Below are 19,087 nucleotides of genomic sequence, written 5' to 3' on the forward strand. Positions count from 1 at the left end.
CATGAAAAGGAAACAATATCTACCCATTATACGGACATTCCATCTAAAAAGCAAATGAAGTTATATTCTAACAATTTGATTTCCAAACTATATTTTACCCTTAAATTATCTTTAAATTCGCCATAAATTCATGTTTTTAGCCTTCTTCATCCCTTATATTACGAACAGTTTTCATTTGTTAAATTACGCGTATAAAGTTTTCACTTTGTATATTTCTACACGCGAGAAGTGAAGAGAAAAACTAAGCAAAAAAGGAAAACTTCTATTCCTATTTCTCCTGTCTTCCCCTCCCTTGATTATATGCTTACCCCTGATTTAGTAACGCATTTACAACTTCTTCTAATTTCATTCCCCTAGAAGCTTTAACTAATACTAGGTCATTAGGTTGTACTTGTTGTAATAAATCTTCAATTAATTTATTTTTATCTTCGAAGCTTTTTACTCTTGAAGAGTCCATTTGTTCAAAGGCTGATGTTGCTGCAAATTTACTTAATGGTCCAAAAGTATAAAGAAAATCAAAATGAAGATTTACAACTTCTTCTCCAATTTCTTCATGAAAAGCAATTTCTTGATCACCTAGTTCTAACATGTCGCCAAATACTACAAATTTTCGATTATAACCCTTTAGTTCTGAAGCAAATAAAAGAGCCGCTTTCATAGATGTAACACTTGCATTATAGGCATCGTTAATAATTGTTATTCCATTTTCACTCTTTAATAGTTCCATACGCATTTTTGTCATTTCTAAATTCTGCATACCAGAACTAATTTCATCCCATGTTAATGAAAACTTTCTCGCAACTGCAATAGCTGCCATTGTATTACTAATATTATGTTTGCCTAGTACGCCCAATTTGAAACGGACATCCTTAGCTTTATTTATTTCAAATTCACTACCAGATTCATTCATTTCAATAAATGTTGGAAACACATCATTACTTTCGTTTAAACCAAAAGTTTCGATTGTATAGACTAAGTTTTTGTCTTTTGTACCTTCGATTAATAATGGTTCATCACCATTAATGACAAGTAATCCATTTTTTGATAGTCCGCTAGCAATCTCAAGCTTCGCTTTTGCGATTCCAGCTCTTGAACCAAGTTCCTGCATATGTGACTCACCGATGTTTGTAATGATTGCCGCGTCAGGTTCAGCTAAATTAGATAAAAATTTAATTTCACCAAAATTGCTCATACCCATTTCTAAGACAGCAACCTCTGTATCTTCTGCCATCGCTAATACTGTTAACGGAAGTCCGATATGATTATTAAAGTTCCCTTGTGTTTTATGTACTTTATATTTTGCTGAAAGAATGCTAGTTAAAATATCTTTTGTCGATGTTTTCCCATTACTTCCTGTAATACCAACTATTTTACCATTCCACTCAGTTAAATATGATTTAGACAGTTTTTGTAATGCTTCTAATGTATCATCCACTAAGATAACAGATGCGTTTGTTGGTACATTTGAAAACTTTCTAGAACAAAGCACTGCACTAGCACCATTTTCAATTGCTTGAGGTAAAAATTGATGTGCATCGAATTTTTCACCAATCAGCGGTATAAATAATTTTTCATTTAAATCGACACGAGAGTCTGTTGAAACTCCGTTGATTGTTAAATCTTCACCCTTTAATTCGCTACCAGGGATCATGTTAACGATTTGAGATAAAGTACGTACGATTGACATTGTCACCGACTCCTCTTCTATAGCATGTTTCTTCTATTCACATGAAAACACTATTCAACCATGAATAGTGTTTTCAATTGTTAAATATTATATTTAATTTGTTGTTTTTGTTCGTAACGTTCAATTGCTAGGTCTATTAATTTTTCAATTAATTTTGGATATGTTAATCCAGTAGCCTGCCATAATTGAGGATACATACTGAACGGAGTAAATCCAGGCATTGTATTAACTTCATTCATTAATACGCCACCATCTTCTGTTACAAAGAAATCAGCACGAGTTAAGCCTGATCCATCGATTGCTTTGAACGCAACTTCTGCATAATGCTTAATTTTTTCATATGTTTCAGTCTCTACAGGAGCTGGGATAATTAGACCCGTATCGCCACTCTCATATTTTGCAGTATAATCATAAAATTCTACTGATGGTTTGATTTCGCCAACAACAGAACATTCAACTTGATCGTTTCCTAATACAGCAATTTCAATTTCACGGCCAACAATATTTTCTTCAATAATTATTTTACGGTCAAATTGGAATGCTTCTTCAAATGAAGCCATTAATGCTTCACGATTCTTAGCTTTCGTAATACCAACACTTGAACCTAAGTTTGCAGGTTTAACAAATACAGGATAGCCTAATTCTTTCTCGACTACTTCATAGCAAGACTCTGCATTTGATTTCCACTCTGTTTTTAAGAAATGTACATATTTAGCTTGAGGAATTCCAGCCTGAGCAAATAAGTTTTTCATAATCACTTTATCCATCCCAGCCGCTGAAGCTAATACACCATTACCTACATAAGGAATATTTAATAGCTCAAGTAAACCTTGAACTGTTCCATCTTCACCATTTGGTCCATGTAATAATGGGAAAATAACGTCAACTGGGCCAGTTGAATCTTGATTTGAAGCTGCTGGAATAATTGATGAAGTTAACGCGACAGGAGCGATTTCATTTACATGTTGATCTTCATTTGAGAATTTTAAAGCTGCAACACTTTCTACTTTCCCCTCAATTTGTTTCCCTTGTAACCATTCGCCTTGTTCTGTTATATAAATTGGATACACATCAAATTTTGTGTGATCTAAGGCAGAAATAACGGCAAAAGCTGTTTGTAATGATACTTTGTGTTCAGCAGATTTACCGCCATATAATAATCCTAACTTAATCTTCATGATGTTCCCCCTACTATTTTTTGCTCTCCCTATTGTACCACTTTATACAAATGTGTATAAGCTTTTATGGGTAGAAACCTATTTTTCTTTACAACATATGCAATGATATCTGTTTTGTGATTTCTTTACAACTAAAAAAAGCATAGCTCTACTTAAGCCATACTTAGTTTATAGACAAGAATACCCAAACTTGAATTCCAGACTGAGGGCAAGCGTTTTCAGGCAGTCCAAAAAGAGCAATAAGTACTGCTCATTTCACGATTCAACAAAGAAACAAGCGCCCTTAGAACTATTGCGCTATACCCTGTTGATTATCTCTAATCGCTACTTTTTCATCAAGTGAGCGATACATTAAACCTGATAGTACAACTCCTGTTCCTAGAATGATAAAAAGCCATATTCCAAGTTTTAAATCAAATAAAAATCCACCTAATAAAGGTCCAAGAAATCCACCAATCGTCCATTTCATACTACCAACCGCCATATAGGTCGCTCTTAAATCTTCAGGTGCAATATTCGCCACAAATGTCATTTGAACTGGCGACATGACCATTTCCCCAAATGTGTAGTAAATGAAGATCATTGCCAAGAAAAATAGAATTATCCACTTACCTAATCCAACTGTTAGTAATAATGGAGGTGCAAGGCCGATTGATAAAATACCTAAACCAAATAAAATGGTTCCATAAAACATCGTTTTTCCAATTGAACGATTCGATAAATAACTTGAAATCGGAAATTGCAAAAGAACAACTAACAATCCATTAAGCGACATTAAAAATGGGTAAGGATTCCACATACCAAATTGAGATTGAAAGGTTTGTTTAAAATAAAGTGGAAGCATTCCCTCAATTTGAGAGAAACCCATTGAAATAATTACGCCTGTTGCCACGTAAAAAATTAATAATTTATCAGATCTAATGATTTTCATAACCTTTTTAAAAGGTATTTTCGTTACTTCATTCTTTTCTTTAACATTCTTTTCTGCAGGAAGTGTTTCTTTTAATAGAATTAATTGTGCAATACTATAAAGCCCTAAAGTGATAGCTGCAATATAAAATAAACTGTCTTTTGAAAAGTAAACAATTGAACTTCCTAATAACGGACCGATCACAGTACCTACATTACTTCCAACCCTTAATAATCCATATGCTTCCGTTCTTTTCTCTGGTTCAGTAACATCAGCTACCATAGCAGAAGCTGCTGGACTAAAGAACGAGTTACTAATACCTAGTAAAATTGATAAAATTAAAAATGCTGTATAGCCTTCTGCTAAAGCAAAGGATACTAGAATAAGAGATGTTCCAAGCGTCGAAAAAACCATCATACGTTTTCGACCATATAAATCTGCGAGTCTACCACCAGCCATCGAACCAAATAATGATGCTATAGGTGAAATTGACATAATAAATCCTACCTTTAGCATTGAATCAACTTTTCCTTCTAGGTAGAGTGCAAAAAATGGCATAAGCATCATCATTGCACTACTCGTTATCGTTTCACCAATCACTCGAATCCACACATTACGATCCATACCTTTTAACTTTTTAAAAAAATTCATCCTTAAGCGGCACCTCCTAGTGCATCATAACTTCCATATTTAATCGTATCGGAAGAATTTTTAGTTTCAAATTACTTTATACTCGTATCCGATAAAATATGTTATACAAAACAAAAGGGCGTTCAAATTGACTTATCGCCATTTGAACACCCACTCTTTTTTTAAACTTTTAAACTTGTTCTTTTGAAGAAATTGAGAACATCAATCCCAAAAAAGTACCTAATAGAAATAAGGTTGAACAAGAGCCCATCAATACTATGCTCACCGTTAAGCTTACGCCCGTATGTAAGAAACCGCTTCCAGTGAAATATAGTAAAAAAAGAATAAGACCAATAAAAAAGGCAATACCAGAATATTGAGTATATGTTTCAACGATTTCATAATCAGTTCGCTTCATAATGATTAACCTCCTGTTTTCATCTTTTTTGTGAATTGCAATACCTAATTTGTGACAACTTTGTGACACTTTTATATTAACACACTCATTTCGCAATTGTAAATATTTTCTGAAAACTTTTTAGGAAATATTTTGGACAATATTAAGAAACTAATAATGTGGTTAGACAAATAACATCCCCCTTCTATATAAACAAACAAAAAAAACCGAGACGACAGTCATCTCGGTTCAAATTAAAATTATTTCAATTAGTTCGTACTTAGTTAAATATCCTTAGCGTCTATTTAAGAAAGATACTCTTATAATTACCATAGCCCTCTTCATCCATTTTTTCATATGGAACAAATCTTAGTGCCGCAGAATTTATGCAGTAGCGAAGGCCCTCGGGTCCAGGTCCATCATCAAATACATGCCCTAGGTGCGAGTCAGCTTCAGAACTTCTGACTTCAATACGCAACATCCCATGGCTATAGTCCTTCTTCTCTTCAATTTCACCTTTTAGAATCGGCTTTGTAAAACTTGGCCATCCACAGCCTGAATCAAATTTGTCTAATGAACTAAATAAAGGAAGTCCTGATACGATATCAACATAAATTCCTTTTTCTTTATGATTCCAAAACTCATTTCTAAATGGTGGTTCAGTAGCATCTTCCTGAGTAACAGCATACTGAATTGGTGTTAGTTTTTGCTTAAGCTCCTCTTGGCCCGTTTTCCAGTGTTCCTTTAAAAATTTTTGACGACCAGATCCTTTAAAGTAAAGCTGGTAACGAACCGGGTGCTTTTTATAATAATGCTGATGATATTCTTCTGCTTCATAAAATGGTTTTGCAGATAAAATTTCAGTCACAATTGGTTTCTTGAAAACGCCACTTTTCTCTAGTTTATCTTTCGAAGCTAAAGCTTGCTCTTTTTGATTTTCATTATGATAAAAAATTGCAGTTTTGTATGAACTACCTCGATCATTAAATTGCCCACCTACATCTGTTGGGTCAATTTGTTGCCAAAATAAGTCCAATAATTTTTCATACGGATAGACTTCTGGATCAAATGTAATTTGAACAGCTTCATAATGACCTGTTAAATGAGTGCATACTTCTTCATATGTTGGGTTTTCTTTTTCCCCACCTGTATAGCCTGAAACAACTTTAATAATTCCGTCCTGTTGATCAAACGGTTTTACCATACACCAAAAACATCCACCAGCAAATGTAGCCAATTCTGTGCCCATACCTTTACTCCTCCTAAAAATTGTCATTAATTATATTTACCATATCTAGAAGGTGATATAAATATTTTTGCTTAAAAAAGTCCATTTGCTAACTTGAAAGAATTAAGATTTGTATGTAAACTTATACGATAATTACACAGGAGGATATAAGATGTTAGAAGAATTTAAGAAGTTTGCTTTAAAAGGAAATGTACTTGATTTAGCAGTTGGGGTAATTATTGGGGGTGCTTTTGGTAAGATCGTATCTTCTTTAGTTGCTGATATAATGATGCCTATTTTTGCACTGATCATAGGAAAACAAAGCTTTTCTGCTTGGCATTATCATGAAATTAAATATGGCTCATTCATCCAAACAGTAGTCGACTTCCTTATCATCTCAATTTCAGTATTTTTCTTTGTTAGATTAATTAATAGACTTTCATTTAGAAAGAAAGAAGCAGAAGAATCAAAACCTGTTGTTCCTACTAAAGAAGAAGCTCTACTTATTGAAATACGTGATTTACTAAAAGAACAGGTTTCAAATCAAAAAGGTATAAGCTAAAAGCTTATACCTTTTTGATTTTAAGACAATATAAAAAACCTCGTACTATACTAAATATAATACGAGGTTAATAAACTATTAGAATTTTCCATAGCCTAAGAAGTGAGAACGAACCCAGCTATTACTTAAGCTGATTACGCTGATCCCTTTACTTCCAGCATGAACCATTTTATTTCCACCAATGTAAATACCCATATGTGAAGGACCATTAATATAAGTATTTTGTAAGAATACTAGGTCACCAGGTTGTGGAGAGCTGATTTTTGTCGCATTGCTCCAATATGTTTTTACATTTCCACGTGAGATGCCATATCCATTATGTGAATATACATACCAGATGAAACCACTGCAATCGAAACCGCTTGGAGACGTTCCACCAAATACATAAGGTACACCTTGGAATTGTAAAGCATAATCTACAAGTGAGTTTCCAGTTGCTGCTGGACCATCATTATTTGAATCTGATTTAGGTTTTGAATTTGAATCTGAATTTGAACTAGAATTTGAACTAGATTTCGAATCAGAATTTGAACTAGATTTAGTAGCTGGCGTGCTAACGCTGTCATCTTCTTCATCATCGCTAGATAATGCAGCTAACTCAAGAGATTGTTGCTCAAGACGTTGAACTCTTTCATCTTCTTTTGCATTCTCTAATTCTTTAACAGCTAACTTTAAGTTAGCTTCAGCAGTATTTAATGATTTTTGTTTTTCAGCTTGTGATTTTGAAAGTTCACTTTGTTGAGCCACTAAATCTTCTTTTGCTGTTACTAATGATTCTTTCTTCTGGTCAACAAGTTGTTTTTCTTTTACTACTTCTGCTTGTTCAGACTTTTGTTCTTTAATGATATTTTCATCAGCATCAAATAGTGTTGAAATTGAGTTTACTCGATTAAAGAAATCTACGATTGAATCAGAATTAAATAAAACGTCTGTTACTAGATTAACTTTTGGTTGTTTTTGCATTGCAACTAAACGATCCTCTAATAAATCGTTACGTTTTTGAATTCTGTCTTCTAAATATGTAATTCTTGCATTTTTATCTTTAATAATTTCTTCTGTTTCAGAAATTTCTGCTTTTTTTGCTTCTATGTTTTGCTTAGTTGTTTTAATTTGTTGATCTATTTTCTCTATCTCGTTGCTTAATTCTTTAAATTGTGATTGGAACTTATCTACTTCAGCTTGCTTTTTTTCAACTTTGCTATCAGCTAATACTGAAGCATTTGGCGCTAATGATAATACTATTGTACTTGCCATCGCCAGCACTGCTAGTTTTTTTCTTAACATTTCAGCGTTTCTCCTCTCGCTAATCTACGTAAATATTTATACCATAGATTCCCGAAGAGAGTCGCAATTGTTACAATATTGTAATATAAATGATAAATATGTCTTTATATGTCGATAAATTATCATCTTTTATTAAAGGAAACGAAATAAAACACTTCTATATTATATAGAAGTGTCAGTATTGATACAAATAACACAAAAACGTTAATTATCTATCTACGAGAGTTTTCGATGTAAACTCTGTCATTTCTAACTAAATCTTCATATGTTTCACGACGGACTACTTCTCTTGAAACACCCTCTTTAACAAATACTACTGCTGGGCGACGGATACGATTATAATTATTAGCCATTGAATAGCCATAAGCTCCAGTGCAAGATACAGCTAATACATCATTGTTTTGTACAACAGGTAAGTTACAATCCCAAATTAGCATGTCGCCACTCTCGCAGCATTTACCAGCAATCGATACAACTTCTTTATTCTCATCATTTGCTCGATTCGCAAGCATCGCTTCGTATTTTGATCCGTATAGTGCAGGACGAATATTATCAGTCATTCCCCCATCAACAGATACATATTTACGAATTGAAGGAAGAGTTTTTGTTGAACCAATCGTATAAAGTGTTGTTCCAGCTTCACCAACAATACTGCGTCCAGGCTCTAACCATAATTCTGGTAATTTGTAGTCTAGCTCTTCACATTGTTGCTTAATAATAGTAGTAATTTTTTCTATATGTTTAGCAACAGCTAAAGGCTCATCTTCCGAAGTATAACGAATACCAAAGCCTCCACCTACATTTAATATTTCAGCTGTAAAACCTAAATCATTTTTAAGTCCATTTAAAAAGCTCATTAATACATTGATTGCATGAACAAATCCATCTGGTTCGAAAATTTGAGATCCTATATGTGAATGTACTCCTAATAATTTTAGGTTAGTTGATTTTAAAGAAACTTCCACTGCTTCATTAGCTTGACCAGACATAATATCGAATCCAAATTTAGAGTCTTCTTGACCCGTCATTACATATTCATGTGTATGTGCTTCAACACCTGGCGTAACACGTAATAAGATTGATACTTCTTCATTACGTTGTTCAGCTAAGGCCTGTAATACTTCTAGCTCAAAGAAATTATCGACTACAAAACAACCGATTTTTGCATTTAAAGCTTCTTCAATTTCTTCAATTGTTTTGTTGTTTCCGTGAAAGTGAATTTTCTCAGCTGGATAACCTGCTTGCAATGCTGTATATAACTCTCCACCAGAAACAACATCTAGACATAGACCTTCTCTTTCTATTAAGCGGGCTTGTTCAACACATAGAAACGCTTTACTCGCGTAAGCAACCTGATATTTCATTCCCGTTTCTCTTAAAGCTTCATGGAATTCCCTACATTTTGATTCAATTAATGCTTCGTCATAAATGTATAGAGGGGTACCGTAATTTTTTACTAAATCTACAGTATCACAACCTCCGATTTCTAAATGTCCTTCATTATTAATTCGACTATTACCATGTAAATACATTCGTATTCTCCCTTCAAATCAAATGTAAGATCATTCTAAGAAGCTTCCTTCAATGTATTAGTGTATTAAAAAAGACACATGAAGGATATGTTCATGTGCCTATCGCTTTTTAAAAAAGGACTTAGCCAATCACATCTCTTCAATAGCTCTTCACAAACACATGTGACAGTACTACATTTATTAAATGTAGTCCCAGAAATAAAATGTGTGGCAATTTATTTCTTCGGCATAGGATCCTTTCTCATTTCGTCATAAAACCCACAGTTCTCTGAAATGATACTCATATACAATGCAACCTCTACGAATAGACTGTTATTTTTTATATTAGTCTATGTATAACACAGTCTAAAAATAGATGTCAAACCATTTTTAAATAGTTTGTCGATTTATATTCACTCACACACACAGCTTTTGCTTTCCAAAAATAGTATTTATAATATAGAATATGTTTTATGCGAGAGAAAAGGTGATTCAAAAATGAAAAATCATTTCAAAAATTATAAATTAAATCTAAAAAAGAAAAACCACTAACAAACTGTTAGTGGTTTTTCTTTTTTGTTGCCTTATTACAAAACTCTTAACTTAAGTAGAAAAAATTGGACTGGGGTGAATAGATTGCGTTCAAGCAAAATAGCTGTACTCTCAATATGTAGTAACACATTCATCGTTTTATTAAAATTAATTGTCGGGATTTTTACTGGTTCCGTAGCAATTATCTCTGAAGCAATTCATTCTTTATTGGACTTAGTTGCTTCAGTCATTGCCTTTTTCTCTGTAAGGATTTCAAACAGACCACCTGATAAGGAACATCCTTATGGTCATGGTAAGTTTGAAAATATTTCAGGTACAGTCGAAACAATCTTAATATTTGTAGCTGGTATTTGGATTATCATTGAATCTGTTGAAAAGCTACTTCATCCTACCCCAATTAAGATGCCAATTATCGGTGTAGTCGTCATGTTAATTGGAGCGTTAATCAATTGGAGAGTAGGAAAAATCGTTCAAAAAGTAGGTAATGATACTCATTCTGTTGCAATGCAATCAAACGCTTTGCATTTATTAACAGACGTTTATTCATCACTCGGAGTTGCAATAAGTTTAATTTTAGTCAGTCTTACTGGTTGGGAATTTCTCGATGCATTGATTGGAATTGGAATCGCAATTTATATAATGAAAGAATCAATCGAACTTGGACGTAAGTCGTTTACCCCCCTACTTGATACTGGGCTTTCTATAGATGAATTAAAACAAATCGAAAATGTATTATATTCTTTTAAATCCCAATTTATCGAATACCATGACTTACGCACGAGACGTTCGGGTGCTGAGGAGCATATAGATTTCCATTTAGTATTACCATCTCACATGAGCATTGAAGAAGCCCATATACTATGTGACAAAATAGAAGAAGAAATAAAAAAGGTTTTAGTAGATCCTAAAATATTAATCCATGTCGAACCAGAAAATGAAAGAATACAAAAACTTGATTTCATAAATACAGCATCTAGAGAAGAGCAGGAATTGCAAGGAGTAGGAAATTCATTAAAAGGATAAATGGATATTAGAAAACCCCACAAGGATTTTATAACTTGTGGGGTTCATTCTATTTTTAGGACATTTACTAAATAATAATTTCATCTGAAGGTTGCTCTGAATCGTCTCCTTTTAATTTTTGAGCTCTCATCGTAACCATTGCATAGCCGATCGCCATAATTATGCCAAAAACATATCCACCAACTGTAAAGATAATTGTACGTGAGTAATATGCTTTTAATCCATACGTATCAACCATCCACCATTGTGCAACAGCAAATACGATATCTTTAATAATCCATGCGACAAACAAGTACTGGAACACTTTGAACAGTGAAGGATGTTTATATAATTTTTTACTTTCTTCGCGATCTTGTCCCTGTATTGCAGCAATATCAATCATAAAATAATACGGTAATGGCTTTTTCAAAGCCAATAAAACTAAAAATACAACTACAACACCAAAGTGATAATACACATTGTACAAAATTAAGTTTTTCGCAGAACCTAATGCCATTAAATCAACGGCAGTACTTACAGTTAATGTTGAGATAATAAATATACCTGTAACATTAAACTGTTTAGTATACCAAAAACGAAATAAAGTATATAAGATCCCTGGAACCGTCGGTAAGAGCATCGCCCAATAGTCACTAAAATAGTGTTGTAAAACTTTATATAAAACAAGCGGAAATACTAAATACAAAATTAGATCGTAAATAATTAAATTACTTTCTTTTTTCATTTATACAACCTCGTTTTTTTAGGCCTTTTTCGTCATAATCATTGCTAGTTAATATTATTATTAATATTACTAAAAAACAAAAATCAATTAGAAAGTGCCATATTTTATTTTGAATTACCACAATTTTCAAACTAACAAAATGACAAATTGTTAAACATGATTATAACAAAAAAATCTAGGAGCATAAACTCCTAGATTTAATGTGTGGAAAAAAGTCAAAAAATAACTCTACTGGCCAAGTGATCTTTTTAAACCGTTTATTAATCCTGCATGTAGCCCTTCATGGAAAATGTTAAAGCTAATCATGTCTCGAACTGTCTTTATTTCAAAACTACCTAGTTTCATCTCTTTTGAAATGATTTCATCTAAGCGCCCTTCATATGTAGAAATAACTTGTTCAACTTGCTTTTCTAATAAAGTAACAATTTCCTCATATGATGGTGGCTCCGCTTGCCAGTCACCTGGTTTAGTCCCACCCTTGAAAAATTCAATGAATTCCTTTGGAAGTTTCCCAGCATCACCAGTGTTAGCATAAAGTAATTGCTCATATGCCCCTAGTACATGACCTGCATTCCAAAGAATATTATTGTTGAATCCGGCTGGTATTACATCTACAGCTTCTTTTGAAACAGAACCAAGAACTTTCAATGTATAAACCCTTGTAAACCTAAGTTGTTCAAAAATAGCATCTGCCATCTTGATCCCTCCATATAATGTCATTACTGATATTATCGTATCACGAATGAGGGATATTTTTCATAAAAAAGATGTTATCACGATAGAACCAGATGACTGTTTTTAACGATAATTAAGAAACAAAAAAAAGAGCCTCAATATGAGACTCCCTCCAGTACTATTAACTATCAATCTTTTAAAATAAAACCATTGATCCTGGACCAGTGAGCAATAACCCTACTGCAGCTGCAATAATTAATAGATTAAACTCAAATCCGTTCGAAGTATTCCAGAATCCGTTCTTTATATGAACCTTTAATACTGCTACTGCCATCACTACTATTATCAACCATGCGCCTATTTCTGTATATACACCAGCCGCTACAAAGAATCCACCTACAATTTCTGCCGCTCCTGTTATAAAAGCAAAAAATGCTCCAGGTTTGATTCCAATCGACTCTAACCATTGTCCAGTTCCTTTAATACCGTAACCACCAAACCAACCAAATACTTTCTGCACTCCGTGACCTAATAAAATAATACCTAAAACAAGTCGAATAACTAATAGGCCTTCATCAAGCATATCTCCACCTCACTTCTCTTTAATTTGAGATATTTAGTGCATAATTATTTTTATTCATTTTTTGACATGTTTATGACCTTTATTATTAATTTTTAAAAAATGAATCAGTTTTCTTGTATTCGAGGAATAGAATACTATAACAGAAGATTTTCTAACTTAAAAGGAGAGCATACATCATGAAAAAAGTCGTTCCACTAACTGTAATCGGCTTTTGGATTTTAATGCTACTACTCGCCATTCGATATCATTTATTTCATTTATCATTGCAAGATATAAAACATTTTATTACTAATTCTTCCATCAACCCGATGCTATTATTTGTCGCTATTTTCTGTGCAAGAATCTTTCTATTCATTCCTAGCTCTGTATTAATTGTAGTAGGTAGCTTGTTTTTTCACCCGTTTGAAACCATTCTCTTATCATTAATCGGAATGGCCATCACAGAAACAATTATTTACTTATTAAGTAGAAGTATTTTAAGTGATTCAATCCAGCAATTCATGGAGAATAAATATCCCTCTCTATTTGAAGAGATTATTTCGAACCGAAAGAGATACTTATTCTTAACAGTTGCAACTCCACTAGCCCCAACAGATGGTGCATGCTTTATCGCAGCCTCCACTAATATGAAATACTTGTCCTATATCGTAATTGTGCTTGCTGGTAATATTCCAATTGCAGTTCTTTATACGTTATACGGAAATTTCTTGCTTGGCTCACCATGGATTACAATCTGTATTACTGCTACAATCTTAGTCGGGTTTTTCATTTACATTTCTTTAAAAAAGAGACAAAAAAAGGATACACATTTCTCAGCCTAAACTTTTTCAAACTAAGTATTTTAAAAAATTGTTAATAAATAAATCGATTTTTATATATAAATTAAACTATACTAAGATTAATTAAAATTTTTTAAGAAATCGAGGTAAAAAGATGGAAACAAATAAGATTTTGTCCTCATTATGTTATTTTAGCGTATTCTTCGCACCTTTTTTATTCCCTATAATTGTTTATTTCGTTGCAAAGGATCAACAACTAAAATCGCATTCTAAACGAGCATTTTTTTCACATATACTCCCATTTCTAACGATTATTATTTTAGCGATTATTTCCCTTTTCACTTTTAATACTTTTGGTGATGGTGCAGGTTTTGCTCTTATCGGTGGATTTATATTAGCATTCATTGTTAATTTAATTGTCTTTATATGGAATATTGTTCAAGGTATTAAAGTATTGATGTAAATTCGTCATGTTTTCTACATTATTTCTCAGGAAATTTTCTATTTCGACAAACGCAATTATTCTTAATAAGTAAAAAGGCAATGTAATATTAAACCATTACATTGCCTTTTTTTATTATTCACTTTGTGTTACATAAGCTTCTTTTGAATTAGTTCGTTTAATTGATTTCTTAATCATTAATGATAAAGATAAGATGCAGGCAATTAAAATGGAGCTAGTTAAAGCTATTTGCGATGTTGTTAAAGAGAAAAATTTAGCCAAATAGACAGAGTATGAAAGTAGAGATGATGTAATTAATTTTGAAATCGAAGCAATTAAAAGAAACTTTTTGAAAGATACTTTACTAATTCCTGCCCCGACACAAATAATTTCATCAGGTAAAATCGGAATGATAAACATTAAAGTTAAAATAATTGTTTCATTTTTTTTGACATATTCCTGGTATTTTTTTAACTGTCTTTCTTTAACAAACTTTGAAACTAATTTAAGTCCACCTATTCTTGCTAAGAAATACATAATGACAATACCTAAAGTTGAACCTAAGAATCCAATTAACGCTCCTGTAAACGATCCGATTACAGCACTACCTGCAGGAATAGTAAGTGCTTCTGGTAAAGGTAAAAAAATCGGTTGAAATAAACAGATTAAGAAAAATAATAACTTTGCAGTTGTAATATGATTGGTTAATATTCGCTCAACTCCGTACTTATCTACGAATACTAGAAATTGACTGGCATAAAATAGAATTCCAACTACTGATATACAAAGTAGTAAACTAATTAGCGCTATTTTTGTAACCTTTAAAAACTTTTTATGATTCGATACAACTAGATAGAAATCTAGTAGCAGATTTCCCATGATTGCAAAAATAAATGATATTTTATAGATCGTTACGACAGTAGGTAAACTAGTGACTAATATTAAGATTGATATTGTAGCTAATACTATGTGTAATGTAATTTCTTTCATTGTATTAAACTGTTTATTTTCTTTCTTCAATGTTATCAACTCCTATACTACTGCTTGACCGTTCTTCAGTATTTTTCGTTACACTAATCGTAACGATTTAATATACAGTTTAAAACGCACTTAAGTATTAAACTTAGTAAGTCTTAGGTCTTACATTAAGGAAGTTTTTTTAAAATGAATGAATTTATATTCAAATATTCAACATTTATGATAAAATGCATCTATGGTTTTATATAGAAAATAAATATTTTATGATAATCAAACGGCCTCATTCGATTAAATAAAAAAACGACTGTCATCTTTTGACAGTCGTTTTGTTTTATTATTTAATTAAAAGTCAAAATTGTCTGGGTCTGGACCAACACGGTGGTTTTGGTTCAGAGAGTTGATTTGGTTCATATCTTCTTCTGTTAGTTCAAAATCGAAAATATTTGCGTTTTCTTGAATGCGGTGTTCTTTGATTGATTTTGGTATAATCACTACACCGTTTTGTAAATGCCATCGTAATACAACTTGAGCAATTGATTTATTATGTTTGTTTGCTATTTGTAGTAATGTTTCATTTTCAAATAATTGTCCTTGCATTAATGGAGCCCATGCTTCTACTTGAATTGAGTTTGCTTTTAAAAATTCTCTTAGTTCAACTTGACTTAACATAGGATGTAACTCAACTTGATTGATCATAGGCATTATCTCAGCATTCGCCATTACTTCTTTCAAGTGATGAATTTGGAAGTTACTCATTCCAATTGCTTTTACTTTTCCATTTTTGTATAGTGTTTCAAGTGCTTTCCATGATTCAACATATTTACCTTCTACTGGCCAGTGGATTAAATATAGATCTAAATAATCAAGACCTAGTTTTTTCAAACTTAATTCGAAAGCATCGATAGTTGATTGGTAGCCTAGATCAGCATTCCATACCTTTGATGTAATAAATAAGTCTTCACGTTTAAGACCATTTTCTTCAAGAGCTTCTCTAATTCCTTGCCCTACACCTTCTTCGTTTTGATAAATCGCTGCCGTATCGATACTACGGTACCCATTTCGTATTGCAGCTTTTACAGAATCAATTACGACTTGTCCATCTTCTACTTGGAAAACTCCTAACCCAATTACTGGCATTTCTAAACCATTATTTAATTTAACTAAATTATTCATTTTATTTCTCCCTTTTTTATATAATATTTTTTAAAAAATTTACTTTTTCTTTTCTAAAGAAGCACTCCAGATGCTTAACAGAACTGCTCCGAATACCATGATTCCACCAATCCATGGGGTATGAATCAACCCGATTGTATCTACGACTAAACCGCCAATAAACGCTCCAATTGCAATACCTACGTTGAATGCTGCTATATTTAGTGCTGATGCAATATCTACAGCTGAAGGAACATACTTCTCAGCTAATTTCACAACATAAATTTGTAGACCAGGTACATTCATAAAAGCAAGTAAGCCTAAGAAGAAAATCGTTACAATCCCTACTATTTTAAACGGTGCCGTAAACGATAGAATGATGAGAACAATTGCTTGAACAGCAAACATCCATGTTAGTGCTTTTAAAGGATTTTTATTTGCCGCTTTTCCACCAATCGTATTACCAAGTGCTACTGCAATTCCATAAACAAGTAAGATCATACTTACAGAGTTTGGAGCAAAGCCGGTGATTTTTTCAAGGATTGGTGACAAGTATGTGAATGCTACAAAAGTACCTCCATATCCTAATGCTGTAATAGCAAATGCCAAAAGTAATGGTCCATTTTTTAAAACTTTCAGGTTATCACTTAATTTTGAAGCTGGCGGTTGTTTAATTGTTTTCGGAACTAAAATTGCAATTGCTATAATTGCAATCACACCTAATAATGCCACAGCCCCAAAAGTAGATCTCCAACCAAAATGCTGACCAATAAATGTGCCTAATGGAACTCCTGTTACAGTTGCAACAGTTAAGCCCGTAAACATGAATGCAATCGCACTTGCACGTTTGTTTTCAGGAACTACATCCGCTGCAATTGTTGAACCGATTGAAAAGAACACCCCATGTGAAAATGAAGTAATGATTCGAGCAACTAACAATAGGCCAAAACTAGTCGAAAAGGCAGCAACGCTATTACCTACTATAAAAATAATCATTAAAAGCATTAATAACGTTTTTCGGCCAATCTTATTTGTTAATGCCGTTAAAATTGGTGCTCCAAAAGCAACACCCATCGCATATCCAGAAATTAATAATCCCGCTAATGTGATTGAAATTTTCAAATCACCAGCTAGAGTTGATAATAAACCAACGGGAACAAATTCAGTTGTTCCGATACCAAATGCACTAATGGCAAGAGCCATTAACGCGGGAGTGCCACTTTTTTTCTCTTGTATTTTAATCGAAGTAGCAGTCGAACTCATATAACTCCTCCTTGTGTTATAGTTATTTTTATTATTAGTTTGAATACAAAGAGACATGGCGCCTGAATAAAGTCTCTTCGTCATTCAAAACATAAATGAAATGAAATAGTAAAAGATTAACGTCTTCATCTGTACGTTTACTTTTTATAAATGTTTGTTAATCAATTAACTATTGTCATTATGCGCGATAGGATTGATTAAAAGAAGTATGTACTTTGAAGTGATATAGTTACTTTTTAGTAACATTTAAGTGAATAAAGGATTAAAACAGAGAAAATTTATAAAAAAATTTTTAACCAGACTTGAAACTACACAGTTTACGAAGAGAATGTTATGATATTTTAATCATTAAAAATATGTTGCGTAAGTAAATATGAAAGAAGGAGAGGCGAAAATGAAAAAATACAATATCCCAGTTGAGGCTTCCTTAGATGTAATCGGTGGCAAATGGAAGGTTGTGATTCTTTGTCATTTAACAAAAGGTACAAAAAGGACTTCTCAATTAAAAAAATTAATGCCGAACATTACTCAAAAAATGTTAACTCAGCAACTAAAGGAATTACAGGAAGATAATATCGTTCACCGAAAAGTATTTAATCAGGTTCCGCCAAAAGTGGAATATTCCTTAACTGATTACGGATGGTCTTTAAAAGAAGTATTAGACTTACTGTGCTCTTGGGGAGAAAATCATATTGAATGTATGTACCCTGACAAAAATGACGTACTTCTGCCACCAGTTGAGGATGAGATAACCTTATAAAATAAAAAAACTCCTTTTTCTATCTAAGAAAGGAGTTTTTTTCTGCAATCTATTTAAAATCTACTTTTACTTTTTGTGCTTTCGCAATTACTTTATGTTGATCATCTAATACATCACTTGTTGTTAACTCGATCCATTTTAGACTAGGATCAGTATGTTCTACTATAAATCCCATTGCACCTTGTTTTGAACCATTAGGATTGATTTCCCCACCTAAATATTCAATATAGAAGTCATCTTTAAATTCCTTTACTTCATTATTACTTGTCATCAAATGGGCAACTGGACCAAAGTGTAATTGTTTATCGGAGTGGTTAATGATTTCTACCTCTACCTTAATAAATCGAAAGCTTTCATAGCTTTCAGTATAATAATGAAAATAATCCATTAAAGAATACGTCGGTAAGTTTTTGATCAGCTTAATCTGTTTAATTTTCATTTCAATCGGCCCAATTGTGTAAGACTTATTTAATTTAGCATTGCCTTCTAAAGTAACTTCACCTTTTTCATCTTTCAGTGTTTGACCTTTAAGAAGTAAATTCGTATCATCTGAAACCTGTGGATTTGGCACATATACATCGTTTAATGACTTTGCTCGGCTTTTGGAGATTGTAGAGACATTTTTTATATTCTCTGCTGAAGCAGTTGTTTTCTCCTTCTGAACTAAGCTACATCCTGAAAGCATTAAAGAAAGTAAAATAAATGGAATCAATTTTTTCATAAAAATCCCCTTTCATCCTTAAATCCCGTTAAATGGGTCATTTAACGG

At 32.6% G+C, this 19,087-nt stretch carries 19 protein-coding genes and 1 riboswitch; of the genes, 5 read left to right on the forward strand and 14 right to left on the reverse strand.

The features are described 5' to 3' along the window. Positions 1-304 precede the first annotated feature (304 nt). The 5 genes from V5E38_RS20060 to msrA all read right to left on the reverse strand — a co-directional run bounded on the left by V5E38_RS20060 (position 305) and on the right by msrA (position 6,051). Positions 305-1,687, reverse strand: coding sequence for a UDP-N-acetylmuramoyl-tripeptide--D-alanyl-D-alanine ligase (locus V5E38_RS20060; RefSeq protein ID WP_499211279.1), 1,383 nt, complete (start codon positions 1,685-1,687; stop codon positions 305-307). Between the two features lie 80 nt (positions 1,688-1,767). Further along, on the reverse strand, positions 1,768-2,868 hold the full coding sequence (locus V5E38_RS20065) for a D-alanine--D-alanine ligase (RefSeq protein ID WP_141437846.1): 1,101 nt from the start codon (positions 2,866-2,868) through the stop codon (positions 1,768-1,770). Between the two features lie 286 nt (positions 2,869-3,154). Beyond that, positions 3,155-4,426 (reverse strand): MDR family MFS transporter, encoded by a 1,272-nt coding sequence (locus V5E38_RS20070; protein ID WP_499211280.1) that lies wholly within the window; start codon positions 4,424-4,426, stop codon positions 3,155-3,157. A 169-nt stretch (positions 4,427-4,595) separates the two neighbouring features. Then, positions 4,596-4,823, reverse strand: a complete 228-nt coding sequence (locus V5E38_RS20075) for a hypothetical protein (RefSeq protein WP_097978935.1) — start codon at positions 4,821-4,823, stop codon at positions 4,596-4,598. A 280-nt stretch (positions 4,824-5,103) separates the two neighbouring features. Continuing rightward, the gene (gene msrA, locus V5E38_RS20080) at positions 5,104-6,051 is read right to left on the reverse strand and encodes a peptide-methionine (S)-S-oxide reductase MsrA (protein ID WP_235832967.1); all 948 of its coding nucleotides are present in this window, start codon (positions 6,049-6,051) and stop codon (positions 5,104-5,106) included. Positions 6,052-6,202: 151 nt separating this feature from the next. Here msrA and mscL point away from each other — a divergent pair, with 151 nt between their 5' ends. Then, on the forward strand, positions 6,203-6,592 hold the full coding sequence (mscL, locus tag V5E38_RS20085) for an MscL family protein (RefSeq protein WP_499211281.1): 390 nt from the start codon (positions 6,203-6,205) through the stop codon (positions 6,590-6,592). 78 nt (positions 6,593-6,670) lie between these two features. Here the strand turns inward: mscL and V5E38_RS20090 are convergent, their stop codons facing one another. Both V5E38_RS20090 and lysA read right to left on the reverse strand, forming a co-directional pair. After that, on the reverse strand, positions 6,671-7,876 hold the full coding sequence (locus V5E38_RS20090; protein ID WP_499211282.1) for a C40 family peptidase: 1,206 nt from the start codon (positions 7,874-7,876) through the stop codon (positions 6,671-6,673). Positions 7,877-8,088: 212 nt separating this feature from the next. Further along, complete coding sequence (lysA, locus tag V5E38_RS20095; protein ID WP_387332593.1) at positions 8,089-9,408, reverse strand: diaminopimelate decarboxylase; 1,320 nt, start codon at positions 9,406-9,408, stop codon at positions 8,089-8,091. 135 nt (positions 9,409-9,543) lie between these two features. Next, positions 9,544-9,717, reverse strand: a riboswitch (Lysine riboswitch). A gap of 306 nt (positions 9,718-10,023) precedes the next feature. Here lysA and V5E38_RS20100 point away from each other — a divergent pair. After that, positions 10,024-10,962, forward strand: a complete 939-nt coding sequence (locus V5E38_RS20100; RefSeq protein ID WP_499211283.1) for a cation diffusion facilitator family transporter — start codon at positions 10,024-10,026, stop codon at positions 10,960-10,962. A 67-nt stretch (positions 10,963-11,029) separates the two neighbouring features. Here V5E38_RS20100 and V5E38_RS20105 read toward each other — a convergent pair whose 3' ends face one another. The 3 genes from V5E38_RS20105 to V5E38_RS20115 all read right to left on the reverse strand — a co-directional run bounded on the left by V5E38_RS20105 (position 11,030) and on the right by V5E38_RS20115 (position 12,944). After that, on the reverse strand, positions 11,030-11,686 hold the full coding sequence (locus V5E38_RS20105) for a DUF3159 domain-containing protein (protein ID WP_499211284.1): 657 nt from the start codon (positions 11,684-11,686) through the stop codon (positions 11,030-11,032). A gap of 228 nt (positions 11,687-11,914) precedes the next feature. After that, on the reverse strand, positions 11,915-12,382 hold the full coding sequence (locus V5E38_RS20110) for a DinB family protein (protein WP_499211285.1): 468 nt from the start codon (positions 12,380-12,382) through the stop codon (positions 11,915-11,917). Between the two features lie 175 nt (positions 12,383-12,557). Further along, positions 12,558-12,944: a DoxX family protein gene (locus V5E38_RS20115; protein ID WP_097978520.1), complete on the reverse strand. Its 387-nt coding sequence runs from the start codon at positions 12,942-12,944 to the stop codon at positions 12,558-12,560. Between the two features lie 176 nt (positions 12,945-13,120). Between V5E38_RS20115 and V5E38_RS20120 the strand changes: the two genes are divergently transcribed. Both V5E38_RS20120 and V5E38_RS20125 read left to right on the forward strand, forming a co-directional pair. Next, positions 13,121-13,765, forward strand: coding sequence for a TVP38/TMEM64 family protein (locus V5E38_RS20120; RefSeq protein ID WP_499211286.1), 645 nt, complete (start codon positions 13,121-13,123; stop codon positions 13,763-13,765). 112 nt (positions 13,766-13,877) lie between these two features. Then, positions 13,878-14,186 carry a magnetosome magnetite crystal formation protein family gene (locus V5E38_RS20125; protein WP_069033916.1) on the forward strand — a complete coding sequence of 103 codons (309 nt, stop codon included), beginning with the start codon at positions 13,878-13,880 and terminating at the stop codon, positions 14,184-14,186. Positions 14,187-14,300: 114 nt separating this feature from the next. Here the strand turns inward: V5E38_RS20125 and V5E38_RS20130 are convergent, their stop codons facing one another. The 3 genes from V5E38_RS20130 to V5E38_RS20140 form a co-directional block, all read right to left on the reverse strand. Then, positions 14,301-15,185 (reverse strand): TVP38/TMEM64 family protein, encoded by an 885-nt coding sequence (locus V5E38_RS20130; protein ID WP_499211287.1) that lies wholly within the window; start codon positions 15,183-15,185, stop codon positions 14,301-14,303. A gap of 300 nt (positions 15,186-15,485) precedes the next feature. Continuing rightward, entirely contained in the window at positions 15,486-16,316 is an 831-nt protein-coding gene (locus V5E38_RS20135; protein WP_387332606.1) for an aldo/keto reductase, read from the reverse strand. 39 nt (positions 16,317-16,355) lie between these two features. Next, positions 16,356-17,558 carry an MFS transporter gene (locus tag V5E38_RS20140; RefSeq protein WP_499211288.1) on the reverse strand — a complete coding sequence of 401 codons (1,203 nt, stop codon included), beginning with the start codon at positions 17,556-17,558 and terminating at the stop codon, positions 16,356-16,358. A gap of 394 nt (positions 17,559-17,952) precedes the next feature. Between V5E38_RS20140 and V5E38_RS20145 the strand changes: the two genes are divergently transcribed. Beyond that, positions 17,953-18,318: a winged helix-turn-helix transcriptional regulator gene (locus V5E38_RS20145; RefSeq protein WP_056476111.1), complete on the forward strand. Its 366-nt coding sequence runs from the start codon at positions 17,953-17,955 to the stop codon at positions 18,316-18,318. Between the two features lie 49 nt (positions 18,319-18,367). On the opposite strand, the gene V5E38_RS20150 is transcribed toward V5E38_RS20145, so the two are convergent. Then, positions 18,368-19,039, reverse strand: a complete 672-nt coding sequence (locus tag V5E38_RS20150) for an META domain-containing protein (protein ID WP_499211289.1) — start codon at positions 19,037-19,039, stop codon at positions 18,368-18,370. Between the last annotated feature and the right edge of the window lie 48 nt (positions 19,040-19,087).

This window comes from Rossellomorea sp. GAMAL-10_SWC (assembly GCF_049568075.1).
In the GTDB taxonomy this organism is placed as follows: Bacteria; Bacillota; Bacilli; order Bacillales; family Bacillaceae_G; genus Gottfriedia.

Excerpts from the sequence above, each read along its gene's own strand:
- V5E38_RS20060 (WP_499211279.1), bottom strand. The coding sequence starts at position 1,687 with ATGTCAATCGTACGTACTTTATCTCAAATCGTTAACATGATCCCTGGT.
- V5E38_RS20070 (WP_499211280.1), bottom strand. The coding sequence starts at position 4,426 with ATGAATTTTTTTAAAAAGTTAAAAGGTATGGATCGTAATGTGTGGATT.
- V5E38_RS20075 (WP_097978935.1), bottom strand. The coding sequence starts at position 4,823 with ATGAAGCGAACTGATTATGAAATCGTTGAAACATATACTCAATATTCT.
- msrA (WP_235832967.1), bottom strand. The coding sequence starts at position 6,051 with ATGGGCACAGAATTGGCTACATTTGCTGGTGGATGTTTTTGGTGTATG.
- mscL (WP_499211281.1), top strand. The coding sequence starts at position 6,203 with ATGTTAGAAGAATTTAAGAAGTTTGCTTTAAAAGGAAATGTACTTGAT.
- V5E38_RS20090 (WP_499211282.1), bottom strand. The coding sequence starts at position 7,876 with ATGTTAAGAAAAAAACTAGCAGTGCTGGCGATGGCAAGTACAATAGTA.
- lysA (WP_387332593.1), bottom strand. The coding sequence starts at position 9,408 with ATGTATTTACATGGTAATAGTCGAATTAATAATGAAGGACATTTAGAA.
- V5E38_RS20105 (WP_499211284.1), bottom strand. The coding sequence starts at position 11,686 with ATGAAAAAAGAAAGTAATTTAATTATTTACGATCTAATTTTGTATTTA.
- V5E38_RS20110 (WP_499211285.1), bottom strand. The coding sequence starts at position 12,382 with ATGGCAGATGCTATTTTTGAACAACTTAGGTTTACAAGGGTTTATACA.
- V5E38_RS20115 (WP_097978520.1), bottom strand. The coding sequence starts at position 12,944 with ATGCTTGATGAAGGCCTATTAGTTATTCGACTTGTTTTAGGTATTATT.
- V5E38_RS20120 (WP_499211286.1), top strand. The coding sequence starts at position 13,121 with ATGAAAAAAGTCGTTCCACTAACTGTAATCGGCTTTTGGATTTTAATG.
- V5E38_RS20125 (WP_069033916.1), top strand. The coding sequence starts at position 13,878 with ATGGAAACAAATAAGATTTTGTCCTCATTATGTTATTTTAGCGTATTC.
- V5E38_RS20135 (WP_387332606.1), bottom strand. The coding sequence starts at position 16,316 with ATGAATAATTTAGTTAAATTAAATAATGGTTTAGAAATGCCAGTAATT.
- V5E38_RS20140 (WP_499211288.1), bottom strand. The coding sequence starts at position 17,558 with ATGAGTTCGACTGCTACTTCGATTAAAATACAAGAGAAAAAAAGTGGC.
- V5E38_RS20145 (WP_056476111.1), top strand. The coding sequence starts at position 17,953 with ATGAAAAAATACAATATCCCAGTTGAGGCTTCCTTAGATGTAATCGGT.
- V5E38_RS20150 (WP_499211289.1), bottom strand. The coding sequence starts at position 19,039 with ATGAAAAAATTGATTCCATTTATTTTACTTTCTTTAATGCTTTCAGGA.